The organism is Rhizobium sp. Root1203 (assembly GCF_001424945.1).
Classification (GTDB): Bacteria; Pseudomonadota; Alphaproteobacteria; order Rhizobiales; family Rhizobiaceae; genus Rhizobium.
Window position 1 is genome coordinate 261344 of sequence record NZ_LMCW01000001.1, and the last position, 25140, is coordinate 286483.

Here is a 25140-nt window from a genome sequence, read left to right on the forward strand (position 1 = left end):
ACAAGCATGACCAAGCCTACGATTGCGGGCAACCGCACCGGCCGCAAGCTCGGCCAGCGCGTCAAGAACAAGAAGATGAAGGCGTCGTCGCGGCAGTGGCTGCAGCGCCATATCAACGATCCCTACGTGCAGCGCGCCCAGCTCGAAGGCTACCGCGCCCGCGCCGCATTCAAGCTGCTGGAGATCGACGAGAAGCACGGCATCCTGAAGGGCGCCCGCCGCATCATCGATCTTGGCGCGGCACCCGGGAGCTGGTCGCAGATTGCCGCCAAGGTCACCGGTTCGACCGACGACGATATCCGCGTCGCGGCGATCGACTTTCTCGAGATGGCCCAGATCCCCGGCGTCAGGATCCTGCAGCTCGACTTCCTCGATCCGTCGGCGCCGGCCCAGCTTTTGGAAGCGGTCGGCGGCACCCCGGATCTGGTCGTCTCCGACATGGCGGCCCCGACCACCGGTCACCACCGCACCGATCATCTGCGCACCATGCATCTCTGCGAGGTCGCCGCCCATTTCGCCGTCGAAGTGCTCGGCGAAGGCGGCCACTTCCTGGCCAAGACCTTTCAGGGCGGCGCCGAGCGCGAGCTCTTGACCATGTTGAAGCAGCATTTCAGGCAGGTGGTGCACGTCAAGCCGGCATCGTCGCGCGCCGAATCCGTCGAGATGTTCCTGCTGGCGAAGGGCTTCAAAGGCCGCAAAGCGCAACCTGAGGCAACGGAAGCTTGATCTTTGGGCCGTTCTGGGTGGAGTATGAGCTTCCCAGGACTGGAATGACCCGCTGACAATGCTGCTGTACGTGACTCTCGGAACAAACGATATCGACCGGGCCCGGCGTTTCTACGACGTCGTGCTGCCGCTGCTCGGCTATAGGCGCCAGCGCAGTTCCGAGGAGGAAATCGGCTATGCGGCCGATGGCGACACCCGTTGCCGGCTCTGGATCGTCACGCCGTTCAATCGCCGCAGGGCCTCCAGCGGCAACGGTACCATGGTCGCGCTTGCGGCTGAAACGAGAGCGGATGTCGATGCCTTTTATGCGGTTGCCATAGCCGCCGGCGGTACCGACGAGGGAGAGCCGGGGCTCCGGCCGTTTCACGCGAGCTTCTACGCCGCCTATGTCCGCGACCCGGACGGCAACAAGCTGAGCGCGGTCTGCGAAACGCCGGAATAGTCTATTTCACGGACTGCTGCTCTGCCTCGACCGCAGCGGCGGACGTCGGCGTCGCGCGGTGGCCAGAGACCAGCGCGCCGGCGCTTCGGTCCATCCGGATGAACGGGATCGTGGCGACCACGGTCAGCAGCGCGATGACGTAGAAGGCGACGTGGAAATCCGCCACCTGCAGCGGTTCGCCGCGCAGATAGATCGAGGTTTCCAGGATCGCGGCGGCGACGGCGACGCCCAGAGCCAGGCTGATCTGCTGCATCACCGAGCTCATCGAGGTGGCCTGGCTGGCCTGTGCATCGTCGATATCGGCATAGGCAAGCGCATTGACGCCCGTGAAGAAGAACGAGCGCGAGAAGCCGCCGATGAGAAGAATGCCGATGATGACGAGGTGCGGCGTTTCCGGCGTGAAGAATCCGGTCGTCACGGTCACCAGGGTTGTCACGGCCGCCGCGGAAAGCAACGTCGTGCGGAAGCCGACGGCCGCAAAAACGCGCCGCGCCATGAATTTCGTGGTGATCGCCCCGATTGCGCCGGCGAATGTGATGAGGCCGGACTGGAACGGCGTCAGCCCGAAACCGAGCTGCAGCATCAGCGGCGTCAGGAACGGCATGGCGCCGATGCAGATGCGAAACAGCGTCCCCCCGGTCGTCGAAGCCCGGAATGTCGGATTGCGGAAAAGCTTGAGGTTGAGGATCGGCGCGGGATGCCGTTTGGCGTGGCGCACATAGAGCACACCGCAGACGACGCCGATCGCCGTAGCGCCGATGCCGATGATCGGCGGCAACGCCGGCAGGCTGACGACGGACAGGCCGAAGACCACGCCTGCGGCGGCAAACGAGGTCAGTACGAACCCGGTGACATCGAGCTTCGGCGGCGCCATCGCCTCCACCTCCGGCAGAAAGATCGTCGCAAGCCAGACGCCGACGATGCCGACGGGAACGTTGATCAGAAAAATCCAGTGCCAGGTGAAGTAGGTTGTGATGAAGCCGCCGAGCGGCGGCCCGGCAAGCGGCCCGACAAGGGCAGGAATTGTCAGCAGCGCCATGGCCGAGACGAGATCGCTTCGCTTTGTCGTTCTGAGCAGAACCAGGCGCCCGACAGGCGTCATCATCGCGCCGCCGACGCCCTGCAGGAATCGGGCGCAGACGAACTCGATGAGGCCGGAGGATGCCGCGCAGAAGATCGAGCCGATGACGAAGACGCAGATCGCCAACCGGAAGATCCGCTTGGCGCCGAACCTGTCCGCCATCCAGCCGCTGATCGGGATGAACACCGCAAGCGAGACCATGTAGGAGGTCAGCGCCAGCTTCAGGGTGATCGGCCCGACATGCAGGTCGTTGGCGATCGCGGGCAGGGCTGTCGAAATGACGGTGGAGTCCATCTGCTCCATGAACAGAGCGACGGCGAGGATCAGCGGGACGATGCGGTTCATACACGAATGCCTTGAAGGTCTTGGCGAAGGCGGCTCGGAAAGCCACTGCTCTCTAGTCCTCGTATAAGTCTCTGCCAACCCCTCAATCGGCTGTGGAAACACGTTTGCATCACGTCTGCGTGAGGCCGCTTGCCCGGCAGTTTCGACGATCAAGATTGACATATGCCCGCATCGGCTGGTTGCAATGATGTTGCGACGACAAGGCATTGGTTGGTTGCTGCGGGGTCTGTGCGGCGAGGGTGTCGTGCGTTATGGGAGGGATGGGATATGGCGGTGTCGACGGGGATAAGACGGCGGGCGTTCGTTGCGGCAGGCATCGGGCTGCTGGCAGCGCCGGTGATTTTGAGACAAACGGCTGCAATGGCCGCAAGCGGAGACAAGACCAAGATGGATGCGACGACCCAGCCCCAGTTCAATCAGTTCAAGCTCGGCTCCTACAGGTTCACAGTGTTCAAGGACGGCGCGAGCGTTCTCGAAAAGCCCTATGAAACCTTCGGCACCAATCAGAAACCGGAAACGGTTCAGGCGTTGCTGGCGAAGAACTTTCTGCCGACCGACAGATTTGTAAACTCCTATGCGCCGGCACTGATCGACACCGGATCGGATGTCATTCTCATCGATACCGGCTTCGGCGAAGGCGGGCGCGCCCGTGGCGTCGGCCTGCTGCGCGATGGTCTGAAGGCGGCTGGCTACGCGCCCGACGATATAACTCTGGTGGCGCTGACCCACCTGCACGGCGATCACATCGGCGGCCTCATGGAGGGCGGCGCGCCTGCTTTCAGGAATGCCCGCTATGTCGTCGGACAGGCCGAATACGATTTCTGGACGAGCAAGGTGCGAGAAGGCACGCCGGCGGAGGGCGGGCACAAGGCGGTGCTGGCCAATGTCGTGCCGTTTGCCGAAAAGACGACCTTCATCGGCGAAGGCGACAAGGTCGCAGCCGGCATCACGGCGATGCTGGCACCCGGCCACACGCCGGGTCACATGGTCTTCCACGTCGAATCCGACGGCAAGCGTCTCGTGACGACGGGCGATACCGCCAACCACTACATACTGTCGCTGCAAAATCCCGAATGGGAAGTCCGTTTCGACATGGACAAGGCCGAGGCCGCCGCTTCGCGCAAAAAGGTATTCGACATGATTGCGACCGACAGGATCGCCTTCCTCGGCTACCACATGCCTTTCCCGGCCGTCGGTTTCGTCGAGCCCTACGAGGCAGGATACCGCTTCGTGCCGAAGAGCTACCAGTTCGACCTTTGACGCTGCCGCATGGCAGCCATACCAAGCCCGGCGGGCACCCGTGCTTGCGGTGGTTGAAAGGTGTAGTTCAATGGATGTTGCGATCGCTTCGCCTCCCACCCTCATTCCGGTGCCTGTCACGGAAAACCAGCGACGGCGCGTCCGCGCCATGGGAAGAGTCTTTTGCATTCAATGGCTTGATGCGCCGGATCCCGGTGACGAGCACAGGGATGAGGGCGTTGAAAGGGTTGGGCCGAACGCAGGCCGGCGGTCGTTCAGGTTTATCGGACCCGATAAAGCGGGCGTTATCGGTCCTCTCGACGTCTGCGTCCCAGCCCCACACACCCCCTTTTTTCTATTCCCTTCGTGTCATAGACGTGTTACCAGCCCTCGCCAACTTCCAAAGAAACCCTTGCACACCGCCGGTGCGGACGATTCGTTCCGGGTGGCGTCGCATTTTTCGTAATTGAGGAAATTGGCAATGGCTCGCATCATTGAAACGCCAACCGGATTGGACGCTCTGACCTTCGACGACGTGCTCCTGCAGCCCGGTCATTCGGAGGTCCTGCCCGGCCAGACGAGCGTCGCAACGCGGATCGCGACCGATTTCGAGCTGAACATCCCGATCATCTCCTCCGCCATGGATACGGTCACCGAAAGCCGTCTTGCCATCGCCATGGCGCAGGCCGGCGGCCTGGGCGTCATCCACAAGAACCTGTCGCCGGTCGAACAGGCCGAGCAGGTCCGCCAGGTCAAGAAGTTCGAAAGCGGCATGGTCGTCAACCCGGTCACGATCGGGCCCGATGCGACGCTGGCCGATGCGCTTGGGCTGATGAAAACCTACAGCATTTCAGGCATTCCCGTCGTCGAGAAGTCCGGCCGTCTCGTCGGTATACTGACCAACCGCGACGTCCGATTCGCGTCGGATCCGTCACAGAAGATTTACGAACTGATGACGCGCGAAGGCCTGATCACGGTCAAGGAAAACGTCGATCAGCAGGAAGCCAAGCGCCTGTTGCACACGCACCGCATCGAGAAGCTGCTGGTCGTCGACGGCGAAGGCCGCTGCGTCGGCCTGATCACCGTCAAGGATATCGAAAAGTCGCAGCTGAACCCGAACGCCTCCAAGGACGTGCAGGGCCGGCTGCGCGCCGCTGCTGCGATCGGCGTCGGCGACGACGGTTTCGAGCGCGCCGAGCGCTTGATCGAGGCGGGCGTCGATCTGCTCGTCGTCGATACCGCGCATGGTCATTCGGCGCGCGTTCTCGAAGCCGTCACCCGCGCCAAGAAGCTCTCCAATTCGGTGCGCATCATGGCCGGCAACGTGGCGACGTCCGAGGGCACCCGCGCGCTGATCGATGCCGGCGCGGACGCAGTCAAGGTCGGCATCGGCCCGGGCTCGATCTGCACGACGCGTATCGTCGCCGGTGTCGGCGTCCCGCAGCTCGCGGCCATCATGTCGGCTGTCGAAGCGGCGCGTGCACAGGACATTCCCGTCATCGCAGACGGTGGCATCAAATTCTCGGGCGACGTTGCCAAGGCGATCGCCTCGGGCGCCTCGGCCGTCATGATCGGCTCGCTGCTGGCCGGCACCGATGAAAGCCCGGGCGAGGTCTATCTCTACCAGGGCCGTTCGTTCAAAGCCTATCGCGGCATGGGCTCCGTCGGCGCCATGGCCCGCGGCTCCGCGGACCGCTATTTCCAGGCGGAAGTGCGCGACACGCTGAAGCTCGTGCCGGAAGGCATCGAAGGGCAGGTTCCCTACAAGGGGCCGGTCTCGGGCGTGCTGCACCAGCTCGCCGGCGGTCTCAAGGCAGCCATGGGCTATGTCGGCGGCAAGGACCTCAAGGAATTTCAGGAACGCGCGACCTTCGTGCGCATCTCGGGCGCCGGCCTTCGCGAAAGCCACCCGCACGACGTGACGATCACCCGCGAAAGCCCGAACTATCCGGGCTCCGGCGCCTGATGGCAAGCGCGGGCAGCCGTATCCCTTTCTGGATTATCGCGCTGCTCGCAGCCCTCTGCCTGGCCGTGCTCTCGTGGTCGGTCTTCGGTTTTGTCCTACCCTTCCGGGAAATGACAAGAACCTGGATGCTCGAAATGCGGGTTGCCGGCTACGATGCGACCGACATCGACGCCATGCGCGGCGTATTGGCCAGAACGCCCGCGGCACGCGACCTTCTGTTCGGCATGCATGCCGGGCCGGAGCTCGTTTTTCCAGCGTTGCTGACGGCGCTGATCATCGCGGTTCTCGTCGGGCTGCAGCCGGGTGGGGTCTATTTCGGCCGTCCGATGCATCCCCTGCTGATCGGGGCGTTTTACGCGGTGCCGTTCGTCTACGCTGTCGCCGACTATGCCGAGAACATGCTGACGACGAACGTCTTCGGTGACGGCGTTGCCTGGAGCTTCGCCGCAGCCGCCCTGCCATGGGCGAGCAGTCTGAAATTCACGGCCCTCGCCATATCGCTGATCGTCATCATCCGCTTTGCTATAGTCCGCTTGATGCCGCCAGGCGATCAGGGCGCGCCATAGTCCATCAGCGCGGCCACCGCCACGGCGGGTTCGAGAGCCGCGCCGCCATGAACTCCGCCAGCACCTCGACCTTGGTCGGCCTTGCCCGCGCAGACGGCGTCACGAAATAGAGCGCACCGCGCGGCAGGGTCCAATCCGTCAGGATAGCCGTCAGCCGCCCGTCGGCGAGATACTCGCTGGCCATGAACTCCGGCAGCTCGCAGATGCCGAGGCCGCTAAGCGCCATCGGCACCAGCGCCTCGGAGTTCGTTGCCCGAAGGGGCCCGGTCGGGGTCACGACTTCCTCGTCGCCCGCCTTGTTCGTCAGACGCCAGACGTCCTGCTTTGGGCGATAGGCATAACCGAGACAATGGTGTGCGGCCAGTTCCCGCGGATGCTGCGGGCAACCGTTTGTCTCGAGATAGCCGGGCGAGGCAAGGATGAAGGGTGCCACCGGCGCCAGACGCCGCGCCACCAACGAGGAGTCCGGCAGGACGGCGATCCTGAGCGCCGCATCGAAGCCATCGGCAACGAGATCGACGCTGGCGTCGCTCATATGAAGGTCGATACTGATGTCGGGGTAGAGCCTGAAGAACTCGGGCAGAATGGGCGCGATCCAGTGAACCCCGAATGTCATCGGCGTCGCCAGCCGTATCAAGCCGCGGGGTCGGGTCGAAAGTTCGCGCGCCGCATTCTCGATCTCTTCGGCATCCGAATAGATCCGCGAGGCGCGATCTGCGAGCCTGAGGCCGAATTCCGTCAGCGCCAGTTGCCGCGAAGTGCGGTTGAAGAGCCGGGCGCCGAATCGTTGTTCAAGCCGTGCGACGCCGCGTGAGACGGTCGGGACGGAAACGCCGAGAGCCTTTGCGGCGCGCGCAAAGGACCGCTCCTCCGCCACTTTGGCGAACATGGCCAAACCTTCGAAATCGGGCAGTTTCATCATTTCATTTCTGCAACAATGGTTTTCATGTCTTTCTATTTCGAAACGATAGCGCCGTCCATATCTCCTCTTCAGTCGAACAAAAGGAGACGACGACCATGACACGGAGACTGAACGGAAAGATCGCGGTTATCACCGGCGCCACATCGGGCATCGGACTCGCCACCGCAAAACGTTTCGCCGCCGAAGGCGCACGCCTCTTCATCACGGGGCGCCGTGCCGAGGTATTGGCTGCAGCTGTTGCCGAGATCGGCGGCAATGTCACCGGCATTCAGGCCGATTCGGCCAAGCTTGCCGACCTCAACCGCCTCTTCGACCGCGTGAAGGCGGAAGCCGGCCGCATTGACGTCCTCTTCGTCAATGCAGGCGGCGGTTCAATGGTCCCGTTGGGGGCGATTACCGAAGAACAATTCGACGATACGTTCAGCCGCAACGTGAAGGGTGTGCTCTTTACCGTGCAGACAGCACTTCCGCTTCTCGGCAACGGTTCGTCGGTCATCCTGACCGGTTCGACAGCAGGCTCGACCGGCACGCCTGCTTTCAGCGTCTATGCCGCCTCCAAGGCTGCGATCCGAAGCTTCGCGCGCAACTGGATTCTCGATCTGAAGGATCGCGGCATCCGCATCAACACGCTCAGCCCCGGCCCGACCGAAACGACCGGCCTGGTCGAACTCGCCGGCAAGGACAAAGCGCAGCAGCAGGGCCTCCTCGACTATCTTGGTTCGCAGGTTCCAATGGGTCGCGTCGGCCGCGCCGAGGAGATCGCCAGCGCCGCCCTCTTCCTGGCGTCGGATGATTCGAGCTTCGTCACGGGTGCCGAACTGTTCGCAGACGGCGGCATCGCGCAGGTCTGATCGAGGTATGCCCGCCGCGCAACAAGCGGCGGGCATTGGACTGGAAAGGCCGAATCTTTTCCTCTACAGCTCTGAAATCAAAGCGGAAGCGGCAAGGAGAAGACCATATGAGCGCAATGACCGGTTACGAGATGTTCTGGCCGATCGTCGCCCATGTGGCGCTGATCTATGTCCTCTACATGCTGCTGAGCTATCGCCGCCGGAAAATGGTCCAGTCCGGAAAGGTCCGGATCTCGAACTACCGCGAAAACCGCGATGAGCCGCCGGAAGGCCTGTTCGTCAAGAACTGCATCGCAAACCAGTTCGAACTGCCGGTCCTTTTCTATGCCTGCTGCATTCTTCTCTACATGACGGAAGCCGACAACCTCGTCGCGGTGATCCTCGCCTGGATATTCGTGGCGCTTCGCTACGCCCAGGCTTTCGTGCATGTCACCAGCAACCGCATCCGCTACCGCAGTCCGCTGTTTGCCGCCGGTTACATTGTCCTCGGCGCCATGTGGGTCTGGCTTGCCGTATGGATGGCCTTCCCGAACGGCTGACGTCTTCGTCAGCACGGCTGACGTCTTCGTCAGCCTTAAGTAACGCAGTTTTGTTCGTGCGTGACTTCGCTCTGGCCTATCTTCTTTCAGGCAAATGCCTGGGTAGGGAAGAGGAGGCTGAAATGAACAAGCCCGAAATCACGCAGGCGATGATAAACGCCTACGACGAGTACACGCATCTGACACTCGATCGGCGCAATTTCATGGACAAGCTGGCCAAGCTTGCCGGTTCCGCCAGCGCCGCCGCCGCGATTGCGCCGCTGCTTGCCGCGAGCAAGGCGAGCGCCGAGATGGTACCAGCCAGCGACGAACGGTTGATGGCCAGGGACGTCACATACCCCGGCAGCGGCGGCGAGATGAAGGGCTACCTCGTCGAGCCGAAGAACCCTTCGGGGAAACTCGGCGCGGTGATCGTCATTCACGAAAACCGTGGCCTCAATCCGCATATTCGCGATGTCGCCCGCCGCATGGCCCTTGAAGGCTTCATCGCGCTTGCGCCGGATTTCCTGTCGCCCGCCGGCGGCACGCCCGAGAACGAGGATCAGGCGCGAGAGATGTTCGGCAAGCTCGATCCTGCCGTGACCGTGGCCAACGCAGAGGCGAGCCTTGCCTATGTATCGAAGGTGGAGGATGCAAACGGCAAGGTCGGAGCCATCGGCTTTTGCTGGGGCGGCGGGCTTGTCAACAGCTTCGCGACGAAGTCTCCCGAGCTGAAGGCGGGCGTTGCCTATTATGGAGCGCAGCCGCCGGCAGCCGAGGTGCCCAACATCAAGGCCGCGTTGATGCTGCACTATGCAGGCCTGGACGATCGTATCAATGCCGGCATCGATGCGTACAAGAAAGCGCTCGAGGCGAACGGAAAGGACGTCGAGATCTTCGTCTATGACGGCGTCAACCATGCCTTCAACAACGACACCTCGGCGGCACGCTACGACAAGAAGGCGGCGGATCTCGCCTGGGGCCGCACGGTCGAGTTCCTGAAGAAGAATCTCTCCTGATCAGGCCGCCACGGCGTACGGAACGGGGGCGACCGCTATGATCGCCTCCGCCAGCGCCTCCATCTCCTTGCCGCGATGATTGCTCCGCCGCCAGGCGAGGCCAATGTCGCGCGAGGGCTGGGGTTCGGCAAAAGGCACGATGCGAATCGAGTTGCGGCTGGTCTCGGTGGCGATGGCCATTTCCGGGATCAGCGTCATGCCCATGTCGTGCGATACCATCTGCAACAGGGTCGCCATCGACGTCGCGCCGAAATTGACGAGGCTGCGCTTGCCGCTGCTGCACACCGCGAGGGCCTGGTCGCGCAGGCAGTGTCCTTCTTCCAGCAGCAGCAGCCGGTCGACGTCCACCTCGTGCTCGGTCAGCGGCGACATCAGGACGTTGTCGCCGTTTTCGGCCACCGCCATGAAGAAGCGGTCTGCAAACAGCGGTCGTGTCTGAATGCCCTCGACGTCGAGCGGCAGGGCCGCGATGACGGCATCGAGCTTGCCGGCGGAGAGATCCGCCATCAGGCGGTCGGTGACGGCTTCCCTCAATTCGACTTCGACGTTCGGATACGTGGCGCGAAGATGCGGGATGAACTGCGGCACAAGATAGGGCGCGACTGTCGGAATGATGCCGATGCGGATCAATCCCTCCAGCGTCCCGCCGCCCTTCCTCGCCGTCTGTTCCAAGAGGTCGACCTGGTGAAGGATGGACCGCACATGGCGAAGCACCTCTTCACCCTTCTGTGTCAGCAAGGTGTTCTGCCGGGTCCGCTCCACAAGTCTGGTGCCGAGATAAGCCTCCATCTCCATGATCTGGGCAGAGAGTGCCGGCTGGCTGATATGCACCATCTCCGCAGCGCGGCCGAAATGCCGCGTGGTCGCAAGCGCATCGAAATAGCGCATCTGCCGAAAGGTGAGCATGATAAGTTTTTCCGATTGAAGTTCGCAATAAATACGATTGGAAATTATCGTAGGTCAATGGGACAACTGCAATGCCGAAAGCCGAGGAGGTTTTCCGAACGCATTTCCACGAAGGAGGATTTCATGTCCGATCGCCCGACTATGACGACGACGGCTGGCTCGCCGGTCCCTGACAATCAGAACTCCGTCACCGCAGGTCCGCGCGGCGGCGTCATGCTGCAGGATTACCAGCTGCTTGAGAAGCTGGCGCACCAGAACCGCGAGCGCATTCCCGAACGCGTCGTCCATGCCAAGGGTTGGGGTGCATTCGGCACGCTGACGATCACGGGCGATATTTCCAGGTACACCAAGGCAAGCTGTCTTCAGCAGGGCGCCGTGACTCCCATGCTCGCCCGCTTCTCCACCGTTGCCGGTGAAATGGGCGCTGCCGACGCCGAGCGCGACGTTCGTGGCTTCGCGCTGAAATTCTACACCGAGAACGGCAACTGGGATCTTGTCGGCAACAACACGCCGGTGTTCTTCGTACGCGATCCCCTGAAATTCCCCGATTTTATCCACACCCAGAAGCGCCATCCGAAGACCAACCTTCGCTCGGCAACCGCGATGTGGGACTTCTGGTCGCTGTCGCCGGAAAGCCTGCATCAGGTCACCATCCTGATGTCGGATCGCGGCCTGCCCATCGACCCGATGCACATGAACGGTTACGGCTCGCATACCTACTCGTTCTGGAACGATGCCGGCGAGCGTTATTGGGTGAAGTTCCATTTCAAGACGCAGCAGGGCCACAAGCACTACACCAATGCCGAAGGCGAGAACCTGATCGGCAAGACCCGCGAAAGCTACCAGGAAGCCCTGTTCGGCGGCATCGAGAAGGGGGAATTCCCGCGCTGGAAGGTGCAGGTCCAGATCATGACGGAAGCCCAGGCCGAAACAACGTCCTACAATCCGTTCGATCTCACCAAGGTCTGGCCTCACAGTGAATTCCCGCCGATCGACATCGGCGTGATGGAACTGAACCGCAATGCCGAAAACTACTTCGCCGAAATCGAGCAGGCCGCCTTCTCGCCGTCGAACATCGTCCCCGGCATCGGCCACTCGCCGGACAAGATGCTCCAGGCACGGGTGTTCTCCTACGCCGATGCACACCGCTATCGCCTTGGCACGCACTACGAGAACATCCCGGTCAACCAGCCGAAATGCCCGGTTCATCACTATCACCGCGATGGCCAGATGAACACGTATGGCGGCATCCGCACGGGCAATCCCGATGCCTACTACGAGCCGAACACCGTCAACGGCAGCCCCTTCGAGGATGCATCCGCCAAGGAGCCGCCACTGAAGGTCGATGGTGACGTTGCCCGCTACAATCATCGCGACGGCAACGACGACTACGGTCAGGTGCGGGCGCTGTTCAATCTGTTCGATACCGAGCAGAAGGGCCGCCTGTTCTCCAACGTCGCGGCGGCGATGGGCGGCGTACCGGGCGCGATCGTCGAGCGCCAGCTCGCACACTTCAAGCTGGTCCACCCGGACTATGAATCGGGGGTTCGTGCGGCACTCGAGAAGCTGCACGGCTACAAGGTCGATACGATCAGCGCACAGCCGGCCGCCGCCGAGTAGGCCCACCATCTGAGAACGACCAAATCGGGGTGTATCGCCCCGATTTGTATATGCTTTTTGCAACCGTTAAAATCCGACCGTTATCGTTTACCCACCATGAAGACCTGCATGTCATATCGGCCAAAAGCACCGATTTGAATGCAAATAAAGGTGGATGGGGAACGACATGAACGTCGCAGGTTTGGATCGCATTGGCCTTCGCAGGAAGCCGAAGCAGGAACGCAGTATCCAGAGATTGGATCTCATTTTATCCGCTGCGGCGGGGCTGATTGCCGAAAAGGGCGTCAACGCCATGCGCATGACCGAACTGGCCGTCGCGGCCAGGGTTCCCATCGGCTCGGTCTATCAGTATTTCCCGGAAAAGGCTGCGATCGTCAAAGCCCTGTTCGATCGGTATGCTTCCGCCATCCAGTCGAGAATAGCGGAAGCCTTTGCGTCCGTTCAGTCCGTCGAGCACGCGCTCGACGTGCTCGCGGCAACGATCGATTGGCACTATGACGATTGCCGCAGCGACGCCACCTATCTCGGCATCTGGATGGGGACGGAGACAGATCAGGACCTGCTGCAGCTGAATATCGAACACAGCACCCGAATTGCCGACATTTTCCACGATACGGTGCGGCGCGTTGCGCCGGACCTGATCGATGTCGACATGCAGGCGCGCACCTACCTCTTCAGTCACCTGATCGGTGCATCGATCCGCCTTGCGGTCGTCAGCGAGGCTTCGCTGGCCAAGCGCATTCTGAGCGAGTGGAAAGCCATCGTCCGCTCGTCGTTCTTCTCGACGGCAGCTGCCTGAAACTTACCAGCTGGTCACCGTATTCGCGACCTTCAGCCGGGGCTGTCCCCGGCCATAGGCGTTTTTCAGGTCGGCTTCGAGATTGTCGTCGACAACAGCAGGCGTGATGTTGTCGAGGCATGCGGTGATGTGCGCCGTGATCGCGTTCATCAGCGATATCGAAACGCCCGGCCGCTTCATGATGCCGATCTGAACCGGGGGCAGGGCAGGGAAGCCGTCCGCCTGGCTCAGCACTTTCATCCCGGTGCGCAGTGCCGATTCCGGCATGACGGATACGGCCATCCCGGCGAGAACCGCAGCAGCGACGACCGTGCAGGACCAGCTGGTGAACAGGATCTGATGCTCGCGGCCAACCGCATCGAGCGCCGAGCAGGCGAGCTGGCGCCACTGGCAGTCGCGACGGCCCACCGCAAGCGGCACCGGCGCGTCGTCGCGGATCGGATGGTTGGCAGAGCCGACCCAGCAGAGCGGCTCCGTCCGCACCACGTCGGACATGCGCTCGCGCGGATTGTGCGTCACCAGCGCGATATCGAGCTCGCCGCGATGCATGCGCTCGGCAAGGTCCACCGAAGGTTCGCAGACGATATAGAGCTCCACGTTCGGATGCGTCTTGGCGAAGCGCCCGATGATCTCCGGCATATAGCGGTCGGCATAGTCGTCCGGTGTGCCGATACGCAGCATGCCCTCGAGGCGGTTGTCGTCGAAGGCCGCGATCGCCTCGTTGTTGAGGCGGATGATGCGCCGCGCGTAGTTGAGCAGCTTTTCACCCTCGACCGTCAGCCTGTTGCCGCGCCCGTCCTTGATGAACAACTGCTTGCCGACACGCTCTTCAAGCCGTCGCATCTGCATGGAGACGGCCGACTGTGTCTTGTAGACCCGGTCGGCGGCCTTGGTGAAGCTGCCGGAGTCGACAATTGCGATGAAGGTCTGCAACTGGTCAATATCAAGAGGCGCGGCCATGATCTCACCTATAACGATCTCTGATGATAATCATTAGAAACATTCGTTGGACTGATCAATAGGGGTTTGGCATCTTCGGGATGCAAATCAAGCAAAGTGATGGACAGACACCCTGACTGTCCGCCCCGATTTCAGCCTGACTTCTTCCCGATTGACCTCGCGGGAGGGGTGGGTTGTTGCGCGCCCATGAAAGGATCGTCCCATGCGCACGACAGACCGGATATTGGAACTCGACTGCAGCCAGACCACGATGACGTTTTCCCGGCGTCTCGCAAACGGCATTGCAACGCTGGCATCCGTACTGCGCGTGTTCCGCAATCGTATGGAGATCAATCGGCTGCACGAACTCGACGACAATCAATTGAAGGATATCGGTCTCAGCAGGGCCGATCTGACCTCGGCGTTTCTGGCGTCGACCTTCTTTGAGGACCCGTCGGACCACCTGACGCGTACCGTGGGCAATCGCGGACGCAATTCGAATTCCCGGTCCCACCAGGAGTAGGGCCGGCCCAGTTTTCCCCGCAGGGTGATAGCCAATAGCCCTGCCTCTTGCCCGGTGACCGGCCTCCCAGCCGTCTCCGGGTTTTTTTATGCCTTTGGAGGAGGGGCCGCAGGCGCCTTCGGCATATAGGTCTCGAAGATCGCTTCCATGTTCTTCTGATAGTTCTTCTGCACTTCGAGGCCGCTGTCGAACATCGTGTTCAGCATGTCCATGTAACCTTCGGTCGCAGCCTTCGCCTCCTCTTTCGGCGGCTCGGCAGGCTCCGGCGCGACGGGCTTTCCGAGGTTGCCCATCATTTCCTGGAATGCCTTTGCGAACGGATTGTCGAGGAACGGGTTCGCGGCCGGCTTCGCGGGCTCCGCCTTCGGTGCGCTGAACATCAGCTGCATGGCCTGCGTGAATGGGTTGTCGAAGATGCTGGGCTCGGGAGCGGTATTGTGCTTGGGGGCGAAGCCGGTGCTCTCCAGCCATTTCTGGATGGTTTCGCCCATCGCGGTATTCACGAACGGGTTCACCGGGGCGCTCATCTGGCCCATCGACTGCTTGAACAGGCCGCCCATCAGCGTCCCTGCCATGACGGGCAGCATCTGCTTGTAGATTTCCTGGCCGATCCCGGTCATCTGGGCTGCCTGCGCGGCGACCGCGCGGGAAACCTCCTTGGAGCCGAAAAGCTGCGCAAGAATGTTGTTGCCGTCGGAAATGCCCTGCGGCGTGAAGGCGCGGCCCATGTCCTCGAAATACGTCGCATAGTTGCCCGACGAAACCGCCTGCATCAGCCCCATGAAGTCGTAGGGATTGCTGGTGCTGCGCCTCAATCCGGCGGAAAAGGCCGGCATCAGGGCAGCCATCGCCTTCGTCGCCTGCTCCTGCGCAAGGTTGAACTGCTTGGAGACGGCATCCATCGCCGCGCCGTTCTGCGCCTGCATCATCATGTCGAAGAGTGGCAGCATGGAAATCCCTTTCCCCGGTTCGCGACGCATTATCCTGTCACTATAGCCGGAAAAAGGGTTGGGCAAACCGCTTTTTGCAGAAGGGGTTAGTATTGATACTCGTCGAACACCGGTTCCACGGAACCGCCCCAGCGGCCGTGATAGAGCGCCAGCAGATCTTCGGCGAGCGTCGCCTTCTTCGCCATGACTTCATCGAGCGGGGAAAGGAAGATCGTCTCGTCCTGGCCTTCCTTGTTGAGCTTGCCGCGCGCCTTCAGGCCGGCCTTGGAAACGGCAATGACTTCGCGTGCCGTCTCGTAGAGTGCATGGCCGCGGAACTTCGCCTTCAGACCTTCCGCCGGAACGGCGTTGCGCAGCGCATCAACCTCGTCGAACGTCCAGTCCTTGGTCAGCATGTCTGCCGCCTCGAGCGCCGCGTCGTCGTAGAGGAGGCCGACCCAGAACGCCGGCAGCCCGCAGATGCGCCGCCACGGACCACCGTCCGCACCGCGCATCTCCAGGAAGCGCTTCAGCCGCACATCGGGAAACAGCGTCGAGAGATGGTTCGTCCAGTCGCCCATCGTCGGCTCCCAGGCGGCAACCTCGCCCTTCAGCGCACCGTTCATGAACTGGCGGAAGGTGACGTGAGTACAGTCATGGTAGCGGCTGTCACGGACGATGAAGTACATCGGCACGTCGAGCGCCCATTCGACATAGTCACGGAAGCCGAAATCGTCGCGGAACGTGAAGTCGAGCAGGCCGGAACGACGGTTGTCGGTATCGCGCCAGATATCGCCGCGCCAGGAGAGCAGGCCGTTGAGCTTGCCCTCGGTGAACGGGGAGGAGGCAAATAGCGCTGTCGCGAGAGACTGCAGCTTCATAGACACGCGCATCTTCTTGCGCATGTCCGCTTCCGAGGAGAAGTCGAGATTCACCTGGATCGTGCAGGTGCGGTACATCATGTCGAGGCCCTTGGTGCCGACCTTCGGCATGTAGCGGGTCATGATCTCGTAGCGGGACTTCGGCATGACCGGCGTCTCGGCGAGCGTCCACTTCGGGCTGCCGCCGATGCCGAGGAAACGGATTCCCATCGGCTCGGCGATTTCGCGGAGGGTTGCCAGATGCGTATTCGATTCCTTGCAGGTCTCGTGGATCGTTTCCAGCGGCGCGCCCGAAAGTTCGAACTGACCGCCGGGCTCGATCGAGATCGCGCCCATGCCGTTTGGCGCGCCAAGCCCGATGATATTGTCTCCGTCGAGGATCGGATCCCAGCCGCTCTTCTGCTGCAGGCCCTTCAACAGGCCCGAGATGCTGCTTTCGCCGAAGTAGGGAACCGGGCTGTTGTCGGTCCGGAAGAAGGCAAATTTCTCGTGCTCCGTACCGATACGGAAATTTTCCTTGGGCTTGTTGCCCGCAGCAAGATAATCGGTCAGCTCCTGAACCGAAGAGAGCGGCGTCTGGTCGGTGGTGTCGCGAGCCATGCAAGTAACCTGTATTTGGGAAGCGCCCGGGGGGAGCGGACATTGGAAGGGTGATTAGGACCGCTGGCAGGTATGTTGCAAGTCAAAATGTTTCAACGGCTCATCAAAAAAATAGCCAACTTAGTCGCGACGAACCTTCGCCAGGGTCAATTCCAGTCGCCGATCGCGGCCTGGATCACCGCCATGGCCGCAACGGCGGCCGTATCCGCACGCAGGATCCGCGGGCCGAGCGGAATTGCGGTCACAAAGTCGAGACCGCGCAGGCGCAAGCGTTCCTCCTCGGAAAACCCGCCCTCCGGTCCCACGAACAATGCAAGCTTGCGCTCGGTGATCTTCGAGAGCAGCGGCAGCGGGTTCTGCCCGGCATCGCCTTCGTCGCAATAAATGATCCGCCGCTCAGGCGACCAGCCGTCGAGCAGATCGAACAGCCTTACCGGCTCTGCGACCGCGGGTATCCCGAGGATGCCGCATTGCTCGGCGGCTTCGATGGCGTTGGCCTTGAGCTTGTCGAGGTTTGTGATCTTGCCTTGCACATGCTGCGTCAGCACCGGCTGCAACGCACCGGCGCCCATCTCGACGGCCTTCTGCACGAGATAATCGAGCCGCCCCACCTTCAGCGGCGCAAACAGGTAGTGCAGATCCGAGGCGCCAGGCTGCGGCCGCGTTTGCTCCTCGGCGACAAGCAGGATGCGCTTGCGGGTCGGAAAGGAGAGGCGGGCCTTCCATTCGCCGTCGCGGCCGTTGAAGACGAGCATCTCGGCACCATCAGGCATCCGCAGCACGTTTGCGAGATAGTTGAACTGGTCCGCGGTGGCCTCGACAGCTTCCCCTGCGGCGAGAGGCGCGTCGACGAACAGGCGTTGCATCCGGAAATTGGCACGCATCGAGAGTCCTGCCTAAACAAAGAGCGCTGACATAGCCCAATAGATCATCGCCGCAAGCGCGGCGGACGCCGGTACGGTGATGATCCAGGCGGCGATGATCGTCATGAAGTGCGAGCGGCGAACGAGGTAGCGGCGACGAACCTCATGCGAATTCGGATCGTCCGGTTCGTCGACCGTCCAGACCTCCGCCTTTCGGCGCATGTATTCGATCCGGCGCTTCGAGTGGCGGGTATACCACTCGCGGAAGAAGCCGACGCCGAACACGGCACCCACGGCGATATGCGTCGTGCTGACGGGCAGCCCGAGCCACGAGGCGACGATCACCGTGAATGCCGTCGAGAGCGCCACGCAATAAGCGCGCATCGGATTGAGCTTGGTAATCTGTTCGCCGACCAGCCGGATCAGGCGCGGGCCAAACAGCAGCAGGCCGACCGAGATGCCGAGCGCGCCGATCAGCATCACCCAGAGCGGTGGAGGGGCGTTCTCGCCGAGCGGCTGCCCGATGGAAACACGCACGATCGCCGACAGCGGTCCGACCGCATTCGAGACGTCGTTTGCACCGTGGGCGAAGGACAGCAGTGCCGCCGATCCGATCAGCGGGAGTTGGAAAAGGACGCGAAGCGAGCTGTTGCGGTTCTCCAGGCCCCGCGCCCGCCGGTGCACCAGCGGTCGTCCGACGATCCAGGCGATGAACCCCGCGATCACGCCCAACAGGAGGATGAATGGAGAGGAGAACGTTCCGGGAGCTTCGAGCTGGAGGATCATGTAGGCGCTGAATGCGCCGACCATGATGGCGATCAGAACCGGCACCCAGCGCTTCGCGGCGTCGATCTTGTCCTCGCGGTAGATGATGAAGGTCTTGACCAGGAAGAGCATCCCGGCCGCGATGATCCCGCCGATCAGCGGCGACGTCACCCAACTGGACGTGATTTCGAGCATCACGCGCCAATTCACCGGACCCGGACCGACGGCACCGATGCCGGCGCCGATGACGGCGCCGACGATCGAGTGGGTGGTCGAGACCGGCGCGTTCATCCAGGTCGCAAGATTGATCCACAACGCGGCCGCCATCAGCGCCGACATCATGATCCACGCCAGCACGCCGGCCGGCATCTGGACGGCATCGATGATGCTGGAGGAGATGGTCTTCACCACCTCGCCGCCGCCGATGGTGGCGCCGAGAATCTCGAAGATCGCAGCGATGACCAGCGCCTGGCCCATCGTCATGGCACGTGCGCCGACGGCCGCGCCGACGTTGTTCGTCACGTCGTTCGCGCCGATGTTCATGGCCATGTAGGCGGCGAGCGCCGCGGCGGCGATAACGAGAACGGCGCCGGGTCGATCGAAGACGTAGACGCCCGCAAACAGCATGGCAATGCCGAGGAACACCAGCCCGATGCCGGGCGCGACAAGCTTCCGCGAAACATGCTTCGCCGCGTCCTCGACCTGCGTAAGCTTGTCGAGATCCTTGTCGAGCGTTCGTTTCGTGAGTGTGGTGGGGCGGTCCGGCATGCTGTTCCTTGTGGCTGAATCCTGCTTTAGCGCCGTCCCGTTCGACAACGCAAGACGGCAGGATTCATTCCGCCGGAATTTGCCTGGGCAACCGTCCTGCCAACTGCTCCGTCATGCGGCGCTTGAACAGCAGGAAGAGATCGCGAAGTTCGGGCTCGTGAACGCGCTTTGCGGCCTCGTCGCAGGAAACCCATTCGAAGCGACGTTCGCCCTTCTCCTTGAAATTCTTGGCGATGGTCGTGGTCTCGAGCGCGTAGACCTGAACCTTGCAGGTCACTTTCAGCCCGTTCTTGAGGATCTTGGGATAGTGATAGCAGCCGATCGTCTGGCTCTCCACCGTGCCGCGCACGCCGGCCTCTTCGAAGGCTTCCTGTGCAGCCACTTCGTAGGAGGTTCGCCCGTCCATCGGCCAACCCTTGGGAATGACCCAGCGGCCGGTGTCGCGGCTTGTCAGCAAAAGCACCTCGAGAGCGCCGGTCTTCTCCTTCACCCTGTAACACAGCGCAGCATACTGCTGGCGCGGTGGGCGCCGGAACATCAGCTGTACATCGGAGGCCAGGCGGGCAAGAAGAGTCAACGGTCGGGTCACCTTTATCGTTTGTCTCGTAGGTCTGTTATATTATCAAGATCTTATGGAAAGCTTGCGCGATCCATGCGTCGCAGTCTTTCGCGAAAGTATCTATTACCAATAGAGCCTTTCGTTTTGGTCTCGGGTCAAGGAAACCGTCATCAAATGCTCTGATTCCGTCATGCCGGACACCAATGAATATGCGCTTCCATCGCGTTGCAATCAATGACGCCGGCATGTCGTGCACTGTTAAGTGGGCACTGTGGTGATTGTGCGTCCGGAATGCACAAAAAAGATTGCCGGCTAACATTAGGGGCGGCTGTTTCGATGCGCCTCGGACATTCCTTTTCGGTCGCACTCAGTCGGGAGGCCAGGCAGATTTTCTGCGCATATCGTAGAAATATGTCCGTGTTCGCGGGGCCGCATTCGGCCTAAGCAATGCGACAGAGCGAAAGGACCAACTCATGACAGGACATGCGACCCGCATCGATTGGATCGGCAGCGGTTGCCGGTTGCTGCAGGCAACAGCCGCGGAGTTCAGCCAGACCAGACCCTTCGAAGGCCTGACGATCGGCACCGGCATCCACCTTGAGCCGAAGACCGTGGCGCTTCTGATGACGTTGCGCGCCGGCGGCGCACGTCTCGTCTGCACCGGCAATCTCAACAGCACGCAGCCCTCGACCGTGGATTACCTGCGTTCCGAAGGAATGACCGTTTTCGCGACGCAGACGACCGATCCCGCCGCGCACCGCCAGAGCCTCGAGGCGGTTGTCGCCGAAAAGCCGGATCTGCTGCTGGACAATGGCGGCGATCTCTTCGCCATCGCGGCGGAGCGTCCCTATGCCAATCTTCTCGGGGGCACCGAGGAGACGACCTCCGGCCGCACGCGCCTCCTGCCGATGCGCGAGGCACTGAACATGCCGATCCTCGTCATCAACGACAGCCCGATCAAGCAGTTCGCCGAAAACAGGCACGCTGTCGGCCAGAGCCTGTTCGAAAGCTACATGCGCTTCACCAACCGCTCGACGAACGGCAAGCGCGTGACGGTCTTCGGGTATGGCGCCTGCGGCAAGGGTACCGCCGCCTGCTTCCGCAATGCCTTCTCTCAGGTCAGCGTCGTCGATATCGATCCCGTGGTAGCGCTCGAGGCTCATCTCGACGGCTTCGTGACGCCGTTGCGGGTCGACGCGATCCGATCGGCCGACGTCCTTGTCACCGTCACCGGCCATCCGGATATCGTGACCGCCAATGACCTGCCATTGATCAGGAACGGCGCGATCCTGATGAACGGTGGACATTTTCCCAATGAGATCGATGTTGCGGCCTTCAGGCAGCATGCCGATGTCATCGGGGTCGACCGATACGAAGCCGACGGTATCGAGACGCTGCATCTGAACGACGGCCGCGCCATCCACATTCTCGGCGGCGGCCATATGGCCAATCTTGCAGGTCCACGGCCGCTCGGAAACTCGGTTGAGTCGATGGATCTCGGCTTCACCCTCCAGGTACGTTGCCTGGAGAGGGTCGCCAGACGCAAGGTCGGCGCCGAAGCCTGCATCGTCCCGGTGCCGGCGGATATTGATGCGATGGTCGCGAGCGCCTACCTCGATCTGATGCGGTAGCGGCCGTGCTAGCGCTCCCAGTAGGGGACCGGTCCGTACAGCTCGGCGATATAGTCGATGAACAGGCGCACCTTCGCCGGCAGAAACTGACGGCTTGGATAGACCGCAGAAAGGGTCACGCTGCGCGAGCCCTCATAGGCCGGAAGCACCTGCACGAGCCGGCCGGTCTTCAGTTCGGCGCCGACATCCCAGGTGGAGCGCAGCGCAATGCCGAGCCCGGCGATCACGGCCTCGCGGATGACCTCGCTCGAATTGGTGATCAGCATTCCGTCGGGACGGATCGACAAGGCGCCGTCCGGCCCTTCCAGGCGCCAGATGTCGTTGTTGTGCGCCGGCAGGCAGCGGTGATGCTTCAGGTCATCGATGCTGCTTGGCGCCCCATGGGTTGTGAGGTAGGCCGGCGAGGCGCACAGCACGCGCCGCACCGGTGCGAGCCGCCGCGCGACAAGGCTGGAATCGGTCAGCTCGGCGATCCTGATCGCGAGATCGAACCCACCGCCGACGATGTCGCTGAACTCGTCGCTCAGAACGAGATTGATGGCGAGTTCCGGATGCGCATCCATGAAGGCCTTGAGATGCGGGGCGATGTGCATCCGGCCGAATGACGTCGGTGCCGAGATTTTCAGCGTCCCGTGCATTTGCGCCGACCGGCCGGAAATATAAAACTCCGCTTCCTCCAGCCCGGCTAGGATGCCGAGCACGCGGTCATAGAAACCTTGGCCCGCCTCGGTCAGCGAAATCTGCCTTGTCGTGCGCTGCAGGAGCCGCGTACCGAGCCTGTCCTCCAGCCGCTTGATGCGCTTGGAAACGACGGCTGGCGAGAAACCCAGTGCCCGGCCGGCCAGCGACATGCTGCCGGTTGCCGCGACCTTGGCAAAGATTTCGAGATCACCCAGATTGGTCATGCGAGCCTGATATATTCTTCTTTTATCCTAAGTGCTTAGCATTTGCGCCACATCAGGGAAAGTGCTAAGCCGATGCCATCGGCGGCAAGGAGGATCGCCTCCGGTTTTCGCCGCCGCCGGCGAAGGGAGAGAGCCATGTCCGACGCCATTCCGTTTCTCGCCCCGCGCGCCGATGTGATCGCCCGCCGCCGGCAGATCGTCGCGGACCTCGTCGATCTGCTGCCGCCGGAATGTCTGGTGCACGAGGCGCGCGAACTGGTGCCCTTCGAGACGGACGCGTTTGTCTCCTATCGCCGCGTGCCGCTGGCCGTGGCGCTGCCGCGCAGCACGGCGGAAGTCGCCGCGGTGATGAAGTATTGCAACCGCTACGGAATTCCCGTCGTCCCGCGCGGCGCAGGAACCTCGCTGTCGGGCGGCGCGATCCCGCAGGAGGATGCCGTCGTGGTCTGCGTGTCGAAAATGAACCGCATTCTCGATATCGACCTTGTCAACCGCGCTGCAGTCGTCGAGGCGGGGGTTACCAATCTGAATATCTCGGAAGCCGTCTCGGCGGACGGTTTCTTCTACGCACCCGATCCGAGCTCGCAGCTTGCCTGCACGATCGGTGGCAACATCGGCATGAATTCCGGTGGCGCGCACTGCCTGAAATACGGGGTCACGACGAACAACCTGCTTGGTGTGAAGATGGTGCTGACGGATGGCACGGTGATCGACCTCGGCGGCAAGGGGCTCGATGCAGCGGGTTACGACCTTCTCGGCCTCGTCTGCGGCCACGAGGGACAGCTCGGCATCGTCACCGAAGCGACCGTCCGCCTGATCGCCAAGCCGGAAGGCGCGCGTCCCGTTCTCTTCGGCTTCGAAACGTCTGAGGAAGCGGGCTCCTGCGTTGCCGATGTCATTGCATCGGGCATCATTCCCGTTGCCATCGAGTTCATGGACAAGCCGGCCATCGAGATCTGCGAGGCCTTCGCCAAGGCCGGTTATCCGCTTGACGTCGGCGCGCTGCTGATCGTCGAAGTCGAAGGGGCGGACAAGGAAATGGACGACATGCTGAAAAGCATCGTCGAGATCGCCCGCAAGCACGGCGTGAAGACCGTGCGAGAATGTCAGTCGGCAACCGAGGCGGCGCTGATCTGGAAAGGCCGCAAATCCGCTTTTGGCGCCACCGGGCGCATCGCGGATTACATCTGCATGGACGGCACCGTGCCGCTCAGCCAGCTCTCCTATGTCCTGAAGAAGACCGCTGAAATCGTGGAGCATTACGGCCTGCGCGTCGCCAACGTGTTTCACGCCGGCGACGGCAACATGCATCCGCTGATCCTCTTCAATGCAAACGATCCCGAGGATGCGGCGCGGGCGGAAGCTGCGGGAATGGACATTCTGAGGCTCTGCGTCGATGCCGGCGGCTGCCTGACGGGCGAGCACGGCGTCGGTATCGAGAAACGCGACCTGATGCGCCACCAATATTCCGAGGCGGACCTCGCGCAACAGATGGCCGTGCGGGCGGCCTTCGATCCGGACTGGATTCTCAATCCATCCAAGGTCTTCCCGCTCGATGGACGCTCTGTCGCATGATCGAACTCTTTCCGACGACAGAAGAGGATGCATCCGATATCGTTCGCTCGCACGCACAGGCGGGAAAGACGCTTGCGATCTGTGGCGGCAACACGCGTTCCGGCTTTGGCAACGCGGTCACCGCCGTCAGCCGCCTTCGGTCCACAAACCTTACAGGCATCGTCGCCTACAATCCCGGCGAAATGGTCCTGACGGCGCGCGCCGGCACTCCGCTCTCGGAAATCGAGGCAGCCTTGGCCGAAAACGGCCAGATGATGGCCTTCGAGCCTATGGACCACCGGCCGGTCATGGCGACGGAGGGCGAACCGACGATTGGCGGCGTCTTCGCCGCCAACGTGTCCGGACCACGCCGCGTTATCGCGGGTGCGGCGCGCGACAGCCTGCTCGGCGTGCGCTTCGTCAATGGCAGGGGTGAACTGATCAAGTCCGGCGGCCGGGTTATGAAGAACGTCACCGGCCTCGATCTCGTCAAGCTGATGGCGGGCTCGCACGGTACCCTCGGCCTCCTCACGGAAGTGACGTTCCGGGTGCCGCCACGGCCCAAGGCGGAAACGACGATCATCGTCGAAGGGCTCAACGACGCAGAGGCGGCAAATGCCATGGCGACGGCGATGGCGCTGCCGCTGGAGGTTTCGGCCGCGGCCCATCTGCCGATGACGGTCTCGTGGAAGTTTCTCGACGGAACCCTGCCGCCGAGCGAGGCCACCGTCCTCAGGATAGAAGGCCTGCCCGGTCCCGTGGAAGCGAGGGCGGCAAAGCTCGTTGCCGCAATGGCCGGGTTTGGCCGTGTGTCACACCTGGATCGCAATGACAGCACCCAACTCTGGCGGGAGGTGCGCGATGCCCTGCCATATGCAGACGGCACGCCCCGTCCCGTTTGGCGCGTCTCAGTTGCCCCGAGCGTCGGCCACCAGCTTGTGGCGGCACTTCGCCTCGAAACGGGCGTGGACGCCTTCTACGACTGGCAGGGCGGTCTCGTATGGATGCGGATGGAAGCAGATGCCGAAGCCGATCTGCTGCGCCGGTTCCTCAAGGCGCTTGGCGGCGGTCATGCGACGCTGATCCGCGCCCCTGAGCAGGTTAGGGCGGCAACCAGTGCCTTCCAGCCGCAGCCGGAGGCAGTGGAGTTGCTGTCTGCAAGGGTAAAGGCAAAGCTAGACCCCGCCGGCATCTTCAATCCGGGAAAGATGACAGGGACCTAG

24 protein-coding genes are annotated in these 25140 nt (G+C 62.2%); 14 read left to right on the plus strand and 10 right to left on the minus strand.

Going from position 1 to position 25140, the window contains the following annotated elements; all coding sequences use genetic code 11:
* Positions 1 to 6 precede the first annotated feature (6 nt).
* Both ASC97_RS01310 and ASC97_RS01315 read left to right on the plus strand, forming a co-directional pair.
* Complete coding sequence (locus tag ASC97_RS01310; protein WP_057466548.1) at positions 7 to 726, plus strand: RlmE family RNA methyltransferase; 720 nt, start codon at positions 7 to 9, stop codon at positions 724 to 726.
* A gap of 58 nt (positions 727 to 784) precedes the next feature.
* Entirely contained in the window at positions 785 to 1168 is a 384-nt protein-coding gene (locus ASC97_RS01315) for a VOC family protein (RefSeq protein ID WP_057466549.1), read from the plus strand.
* A 1-nt stretch (position 1169) separates the two neighbouring features.
* Here the strand turns inward: ASC97_RS01315 and ASC97_RS01320 are convergent, their stop codons facing one another.
* Entirely contained in the window at positions 1170 to 2594 is a 1425-nt protein-coding gene (locus ASC97_RS01320) for an MFS transporter (RefSeq protein ID WP_057466550.1), read from the minus strand.
* 267 nt (positions 2595 to 2861) lie between these two features.
* Here ASC97_RS01320 and ASC97_RS01325 point away from each other — a divergent pair, with 267 nt between their 5' ends.
* The 3 genes from ASC97_RS01325 (at position 2862) to ASC97_RS01335 (ending at position 6365) form a co-directional block, all read left to right on the plus strand.
* Positions 2862 to 3854 carry an MBL fold metallo-hydrolase gene (locus ASC97_RS01325; RefSeq protein ID WP_057466551.1) on the plus strand — a complete coding sequence of 331 codons (993 nt, stop codon included), beginning with the start codon at positions 2862 to 2864 and terminating at the stop codon, positions 3852 to 3854.
* A 460-nt stretch (positions 3855 to 4314) separates the two neighbouring features.
* The gene (gene guaB, locus ASC97_RS01330; protein ID WP_057466552.1) at positions 4315 to 5799 is read left to right on the plus strand and encodes an IMP dehydrogenase; all 1485 of its coding nucleotides are present in this window, start codon (positions 4315 to 4317) and stop codon (positions 5797 to 5799) included.
* Positions 5799 to 6365 carry a hypothetical protein gene (locus tag ASC97_RS01335; RefSeq protein WP_057466553.1) on the plus strand — a complete coding sequence of 189 codons (567 nt, stop codon included), beginning with the start codon at positions 5799 to 5801 and terminating at the stop codon, positions 6363 to 6365. The genes guaB and ASC97_RS01335 overlap by 1 nt, the downstream gene beginning before the upstream one ends.
* 4 nt (positions 6366 to 6369) lie before the next feature.
* Here ASC97_RS01335 and ASC97_RS01340 read toward each other — a convergent pair whose 3' ends face one another.
* On the minus strand, positions 6370 to 7287 hold the full coding sequence (locus ASC97_RS01340; RefSeq protein WP_057466554.1) for a LysR family transcriptional regulator: 918 nt from the start codon (positions 7285 to 7287) through the stop codon (positions 6370 to 6372).
* Between the two features lie 95 nt (positions 7288 to 7382).
* Here ASC97_RS01340 and ASC97_RS01345 point away from each other — a divergent pair, with 95 nt between their 5' ends.
* From ASC97_RS01345 to ASC97_RS01355, 3 genes are all read left to right on the plus strand, one after another.
* Positions 7383 to 8138, plus strand: coding sequence for an SDR family oxidoreductase (locus ASC97_RS01345; RefSeq protein ID WP_057466555.1), 756 nt, complete (start codon positions 7383 to 7385; stop codon positions 8136 to 8138).
* Positions 8139 to 8254: 116 nt separating this feature from the next.
* Positions 8255 to 8677, plus strand: coding sequence for an MAPEG family protein (locus ASC97_RS01350; RefSeq protein ID WP_057466963.1), 423 nt, complete (start codon positions 8255 to 8257; stop codon positions 8675 to 8677).
* 122 nt (positions 8678 to 8799) lie between these two features.
* Positions 8800 to 9675: a dienelactone hydrolase family protein gene (locus ASC97_RS01355; RefSeq protein ID WP_057466556.1), complete on the plus strand. Its 876-nt coding sequence runs from the start codon at positions 8800 to 8802 to the stop codon at positions 9673 to 9675.
* Here ASC97_RS01355 and ASC97_RS01360 read toward each other — a convergent pair whose 3' ends face one another.
* The gene (locus ASC97_RS01360; protein WP_057466557.1) at positions 9676 to 10581 is read right to left on the minus strand and encodes a hydrogen peroxide-inducible genes activator; all 906 of its coding nucleotides are present in this window, start codon (positions 10579 to 10581) and stop codon (positions 9676 to 9678) included. It abuts the gene before it with no gap.
* Between the two features lie 123 nt (positions 10582 to 10704).
* Between ASC97_RS01360 and katA the strand changes: the two genes are divergently transcribed.
* Both katA and ASC97_RS01370 read left to right on the plus strand, forming a co-directional pair.
* Positions 10705 to 12201 (plus strand): catalase KatA, encoded by a 1497-nt coding sequence (gene katA / locus ASC97_RS01365; RefSeq protein ID WP_057466558.1) that lies wholly within the window; start codon positions 10705 to 10707, stop codon positions 12199 to 12201.
* A gap of 166 nt (positions 12202 to 12367) precedes the next feature.
* Positions 12368 to 13000, plus strand: a complete 633-nt coding sequence (locus ASC97_RS01370; protein ID WP_057466964.1) for a TetR/AcrR family transcriptional regulator — start codon at positions 12368 to 12370, stop codon at positions 12998 to 13000.
* Positions 13001 to 13003: 3 nt separating this feature from the next.
* Here ASC97_RS01370 and ASC97_RS01375 read toward each other — a convergent pair whose 3' ends face one another.
* Entirely contained in the window at positions 13004 to 13960 is a 957-nt protein-coding gene (locus ASC97_RS01375) for a LysR substrate-binding domain-containing protein (protein ID WP_057466559.1), read from the minus strand.
* A gap of 202 nt (positions 13961 to 14162) precedes the next feature.
* On the opposite strand from ASC97_RS01375, the gene ASC97_RS01380 reads away from it, so the two are divergent.
* Positions 14163 to 14462 (plus strand): DUF1127 domain-containing protein, encoded by a 300-nt coding sequence (locus ASC97_RS01380; RefSeq protein ID WP_057466560.1) that lies wholly within the window; start codon positions 14163 to 14165, stop codon positions 14460 to 14462.
* Between the two features lie 86 nt (positions 14463 to 14548).
* Here the strand turns inward: ASC97_RS01380 and ASC97_RS01385 are convergent, their stop codons facing one another.
* From ASC97_RS01385 to ASC97_RS01405, 5 genes are all read right to left on the minus strand, one after another.
* Entirely contained in the window at positions 14549 to 15412 is an 864-nt protein-coding gene (locus ASC97_RS01385; protein ID WP_057466561.1) for a DUF937 domain-containing protein, read from the minus strand.
* An 86-nt stretch (positions 15413 to 15498) separates the two neighbouring features.
* The gene (locus ASC97_RS01390) at positions 15499 to 16872 is read right to left on the minus strand and encodes a glutamate--cysteine ligase (RefSeq protein ID WP_057466562.1); all 1374 of its coding nucleotides are present in this window, start codon (positions 16870 to 16872) and stop codon (positions 15499 to 15501) included.
* Between the two features lie 146 nt (positions 16873 to 17018).
* Positions 17019 to 17756: a 16S rRNA (uracil(1498)-N(3))-methyltransferase gene (locus tag ASC97_RS01395; RefSeq protein ID WP_057466563.1), complete on the minus strand. Its 738-nt coding sequence runs from the start codon at positions 17754 to 17756 to the stop codon at positions 17019 to 17021.
* A gap of 12 nt (positions 17757 to 17768) precedes the next feature.
* A complete protein-coding gene (locus tag ASC97_RS01400) occupies positions 17769 to 19268 on the minus strand; it encodes an inorganic phosphate transporter (RefSeq protein WP_057466564.1) in 1500 nt (499 codons plus the stop codon).
* Positions 19269 to 19332: 64 nt separating this feature from the next.
* On the minus strand, positions 19333 to 19845 hold the full coding sequence (locus ASC97_RS01405) for an NUDIX hydrolase (protein ID WP_057466565.1): 513 nt from the start codon (positions 19843 to 19845) through the stop codon (positions 19333 to 19335).
* 455 nt (positions 19846 to 20300) lie between these two features.
* Between ASC97_RS01405 and ASC97_RS01410 the strand changes: the two genes are divergently transcribed.
* Positions 20301 to 21458 (plus strand): adenosylhomocysteinase, encoded by a 1158-nt coding sequence (locus tag ASC97_RS01410; protein WP_057466566.1) that lies wholly within the window; start codon positions 20301 to 20303, stop codon positions 21456 to 21458.
* Positions 21459 to 21466: 8 nt separating this feature from the next.
* Here ASC97_RS01410 and ASC97_RS01415 read toward each other — a convergent pair whose 3' ends face one another.
* Complete coding sequence (locus ASC97_RS01415; protein ID WP_057466567.1) at positions 21467 to 22363, minus strand: LysR family transcriptional regulator; 897 nt, start codon at positions 22361 to 22363, stop codon at positions 21467 to 21469.
* Positions 22364 to 22498: 135 nt separating this feature from the next.
* On the opposite strand from ASC97_RS01415, the gene ASC97_RS01420 reads away from it, so the two are divergent.
* Positions 22499 to 23938 carry an FAD-binding oxidoreductase gene (locus tag ASC97_RS01420; protein WP_057466568.1) on the plus strand — a complete coding sequence of 480 codons (1440 nt, stop codon included), beginning with the start codon at positions 22499 to 22501 and terminating at the stop codon, positions 23936 to 23938.
* Positions 23935 to 25140 (plus strand): glycolate oxidase subunit GlcE, encoded by a 1206-nt coding sequence (glcE, locus tag ASC97_RS01425; RefSeq protein WP_057466569.1) that lies wholly within the window; start codon positions 23935 to 23937, stop codon positions 25138 to 25140. The genes ASC97_RS01420 and glcE overlap by 4 nt, the downstream gene beginning before the upstream one ends.

Coding starts and splice junctions, on each gene's coding strand:
- guaB (WP_057466552.1), top strand. CDS start 4,315: ATGGCTCGCATCATTGAAACGCCAACCGGATTGGACGCTCTGACCTTC.
- ASC97_RS01345 (WP_057466555.1), top strand. CDS start 7,383: ATGACACGGAGACTGAACGGAAAGATCGCGGTTATCACCGGCGCCACA.
- glcE (WP_057466569.1), top strand. CDS start 23,935: ATGATCGAACTCTTTCCGACGACAGAAGAGGATGCATCCGATATCGTT.
- ASC97_RS01420 (WP_057466568.1), top strand. CDS start 22,499: ATGTCCGACGCCATTCCGTTTCTCGCCCCGCGCGCCGATGTGATCGCC.
- ASC97_RS01315 (WP_057466549.1), top strand. CDS start 785: ATGCTGCTGTACGTGACTCTCGGAACAAACGATATCGACCGGGCCCGG.
- ASC97_RS01395 (WP_057466563.1), bottom strand. CDS start 17,756: ATGCGTGCCAATTTCCGGATGCAACGCCTGTTCGTCGACGCGCCTCTC.
- katA (WP_057466558.1), top strand. CDS start 10,705: ATGTCCGATCGCCCGACTATGACGACGACGGCTGGCTCGCCGGTCCCT.
- ASC97_RS01400 (WP_057466564.1), bottom strand. CDS start 19,268: ATGCCGGACCGCCCCACCACACTCACGAAACGAACGCTCGACAAGGAT.
- ASC97_RS01325 (WP_057466551.1), top strand. CDS start 2,862: ATGGCGGTGTCGACGGGGATAAGACGGCGGGCGTTCGTTGCGGCAGGC.
- ASC97_RS01340 (WP_057466554.1), bottom strand. CDS start 7,287: ATGATGAAACTGCCCGATTTCGAAGGTTTGGCCATGTTCGCCAAAGTG.
- ASC97_RS01355 (WP_057466556.1), top strand. CDS start 8,800: ATGAACAAGCCCGAAATCACGCAGGCGATGATAAACGCCTACGACGAG.
- ASC97_RS01310 (WP_057466548.1), top strand. CDS start 7: ATGACCAAGCCTACGATTGCGGGCAACCGCACCGGCCGCAAGCTCGGC.
- ASC97_RS01390 (WP_057466562.1), bottom strand. CDS start 16,872: ATGGCTCGCGACACCACCGACCAGACGCCGCTCTCTTCGGTTCAGGAG.
- ASC97_RS01350 (WP_057466963.1), top strand. CDS start 8,255: ATGACCGGTTACGAGATGTTCTGGCCGATCGTCGCCCATGTGGCGCTG.
- ASC97_RS01385 (WP_057466561.1), bottom strand. CDS start 15,412: ATGCTGCCACTCTTCGACATGATGATGCAGGCGCAGAACGGCGCGGCG.
- ASC97_RS01375 (WP_057466559.1), bottom strand. CDS start 13,960: ATGGCCGCGCCTCTTGATATTGACCAGTTGCAGACCTTCATCGCAATT.
- ASC97_RS01320 (WP_057466550.1), bottom strand. CDS start 2,594: ATGAACCGCATCGTCCCGCTGATCCTCGCCGTCGCTCTGTTCATGGAG.
- ASC97_RS01335 (WP_057466553.1), top strand. CDS start 5,799: ATGGCAAGCGCGGGCAGCCGTATCCCTTTCTGGATTATCGCGCTGCTC.
- ASC97_RS01415 (WP_057466567.1), bottom strand. CDS start 22,363: ATGACCAATCTGGGTGATCTCGAAATCTTTGCCAAGGTCGCGGCAACC.
- ASC97_RS01370 (WP_057466964.1), top strand. CDS start 12,368: ATGAACGTCGCAGGTTTGGATCGCATTGGCCTTCGCAGGAAGCCGAAG.
- ASC97_RS01410 (WP_057466566.1), top strand. CDS start 20,301: ATGACAGGACATGCGACCCGCATCGATTGGATCGGCAGCGGTTGCCGG.
- ASC97_RS01360 (WP_057466557.1), bottom strand. CDS start 10,581: ATGCTCACCTTTCGGCAGATGCGCTATTTCGATGCGCTTGCGACCACG.
- ASC97_RS01380 (WP_057466560.1), top strand. CDS start 14,163: ATGCGCACGACAGACCGGATATTGGAACTCGACTGCAGCCAGACCACG.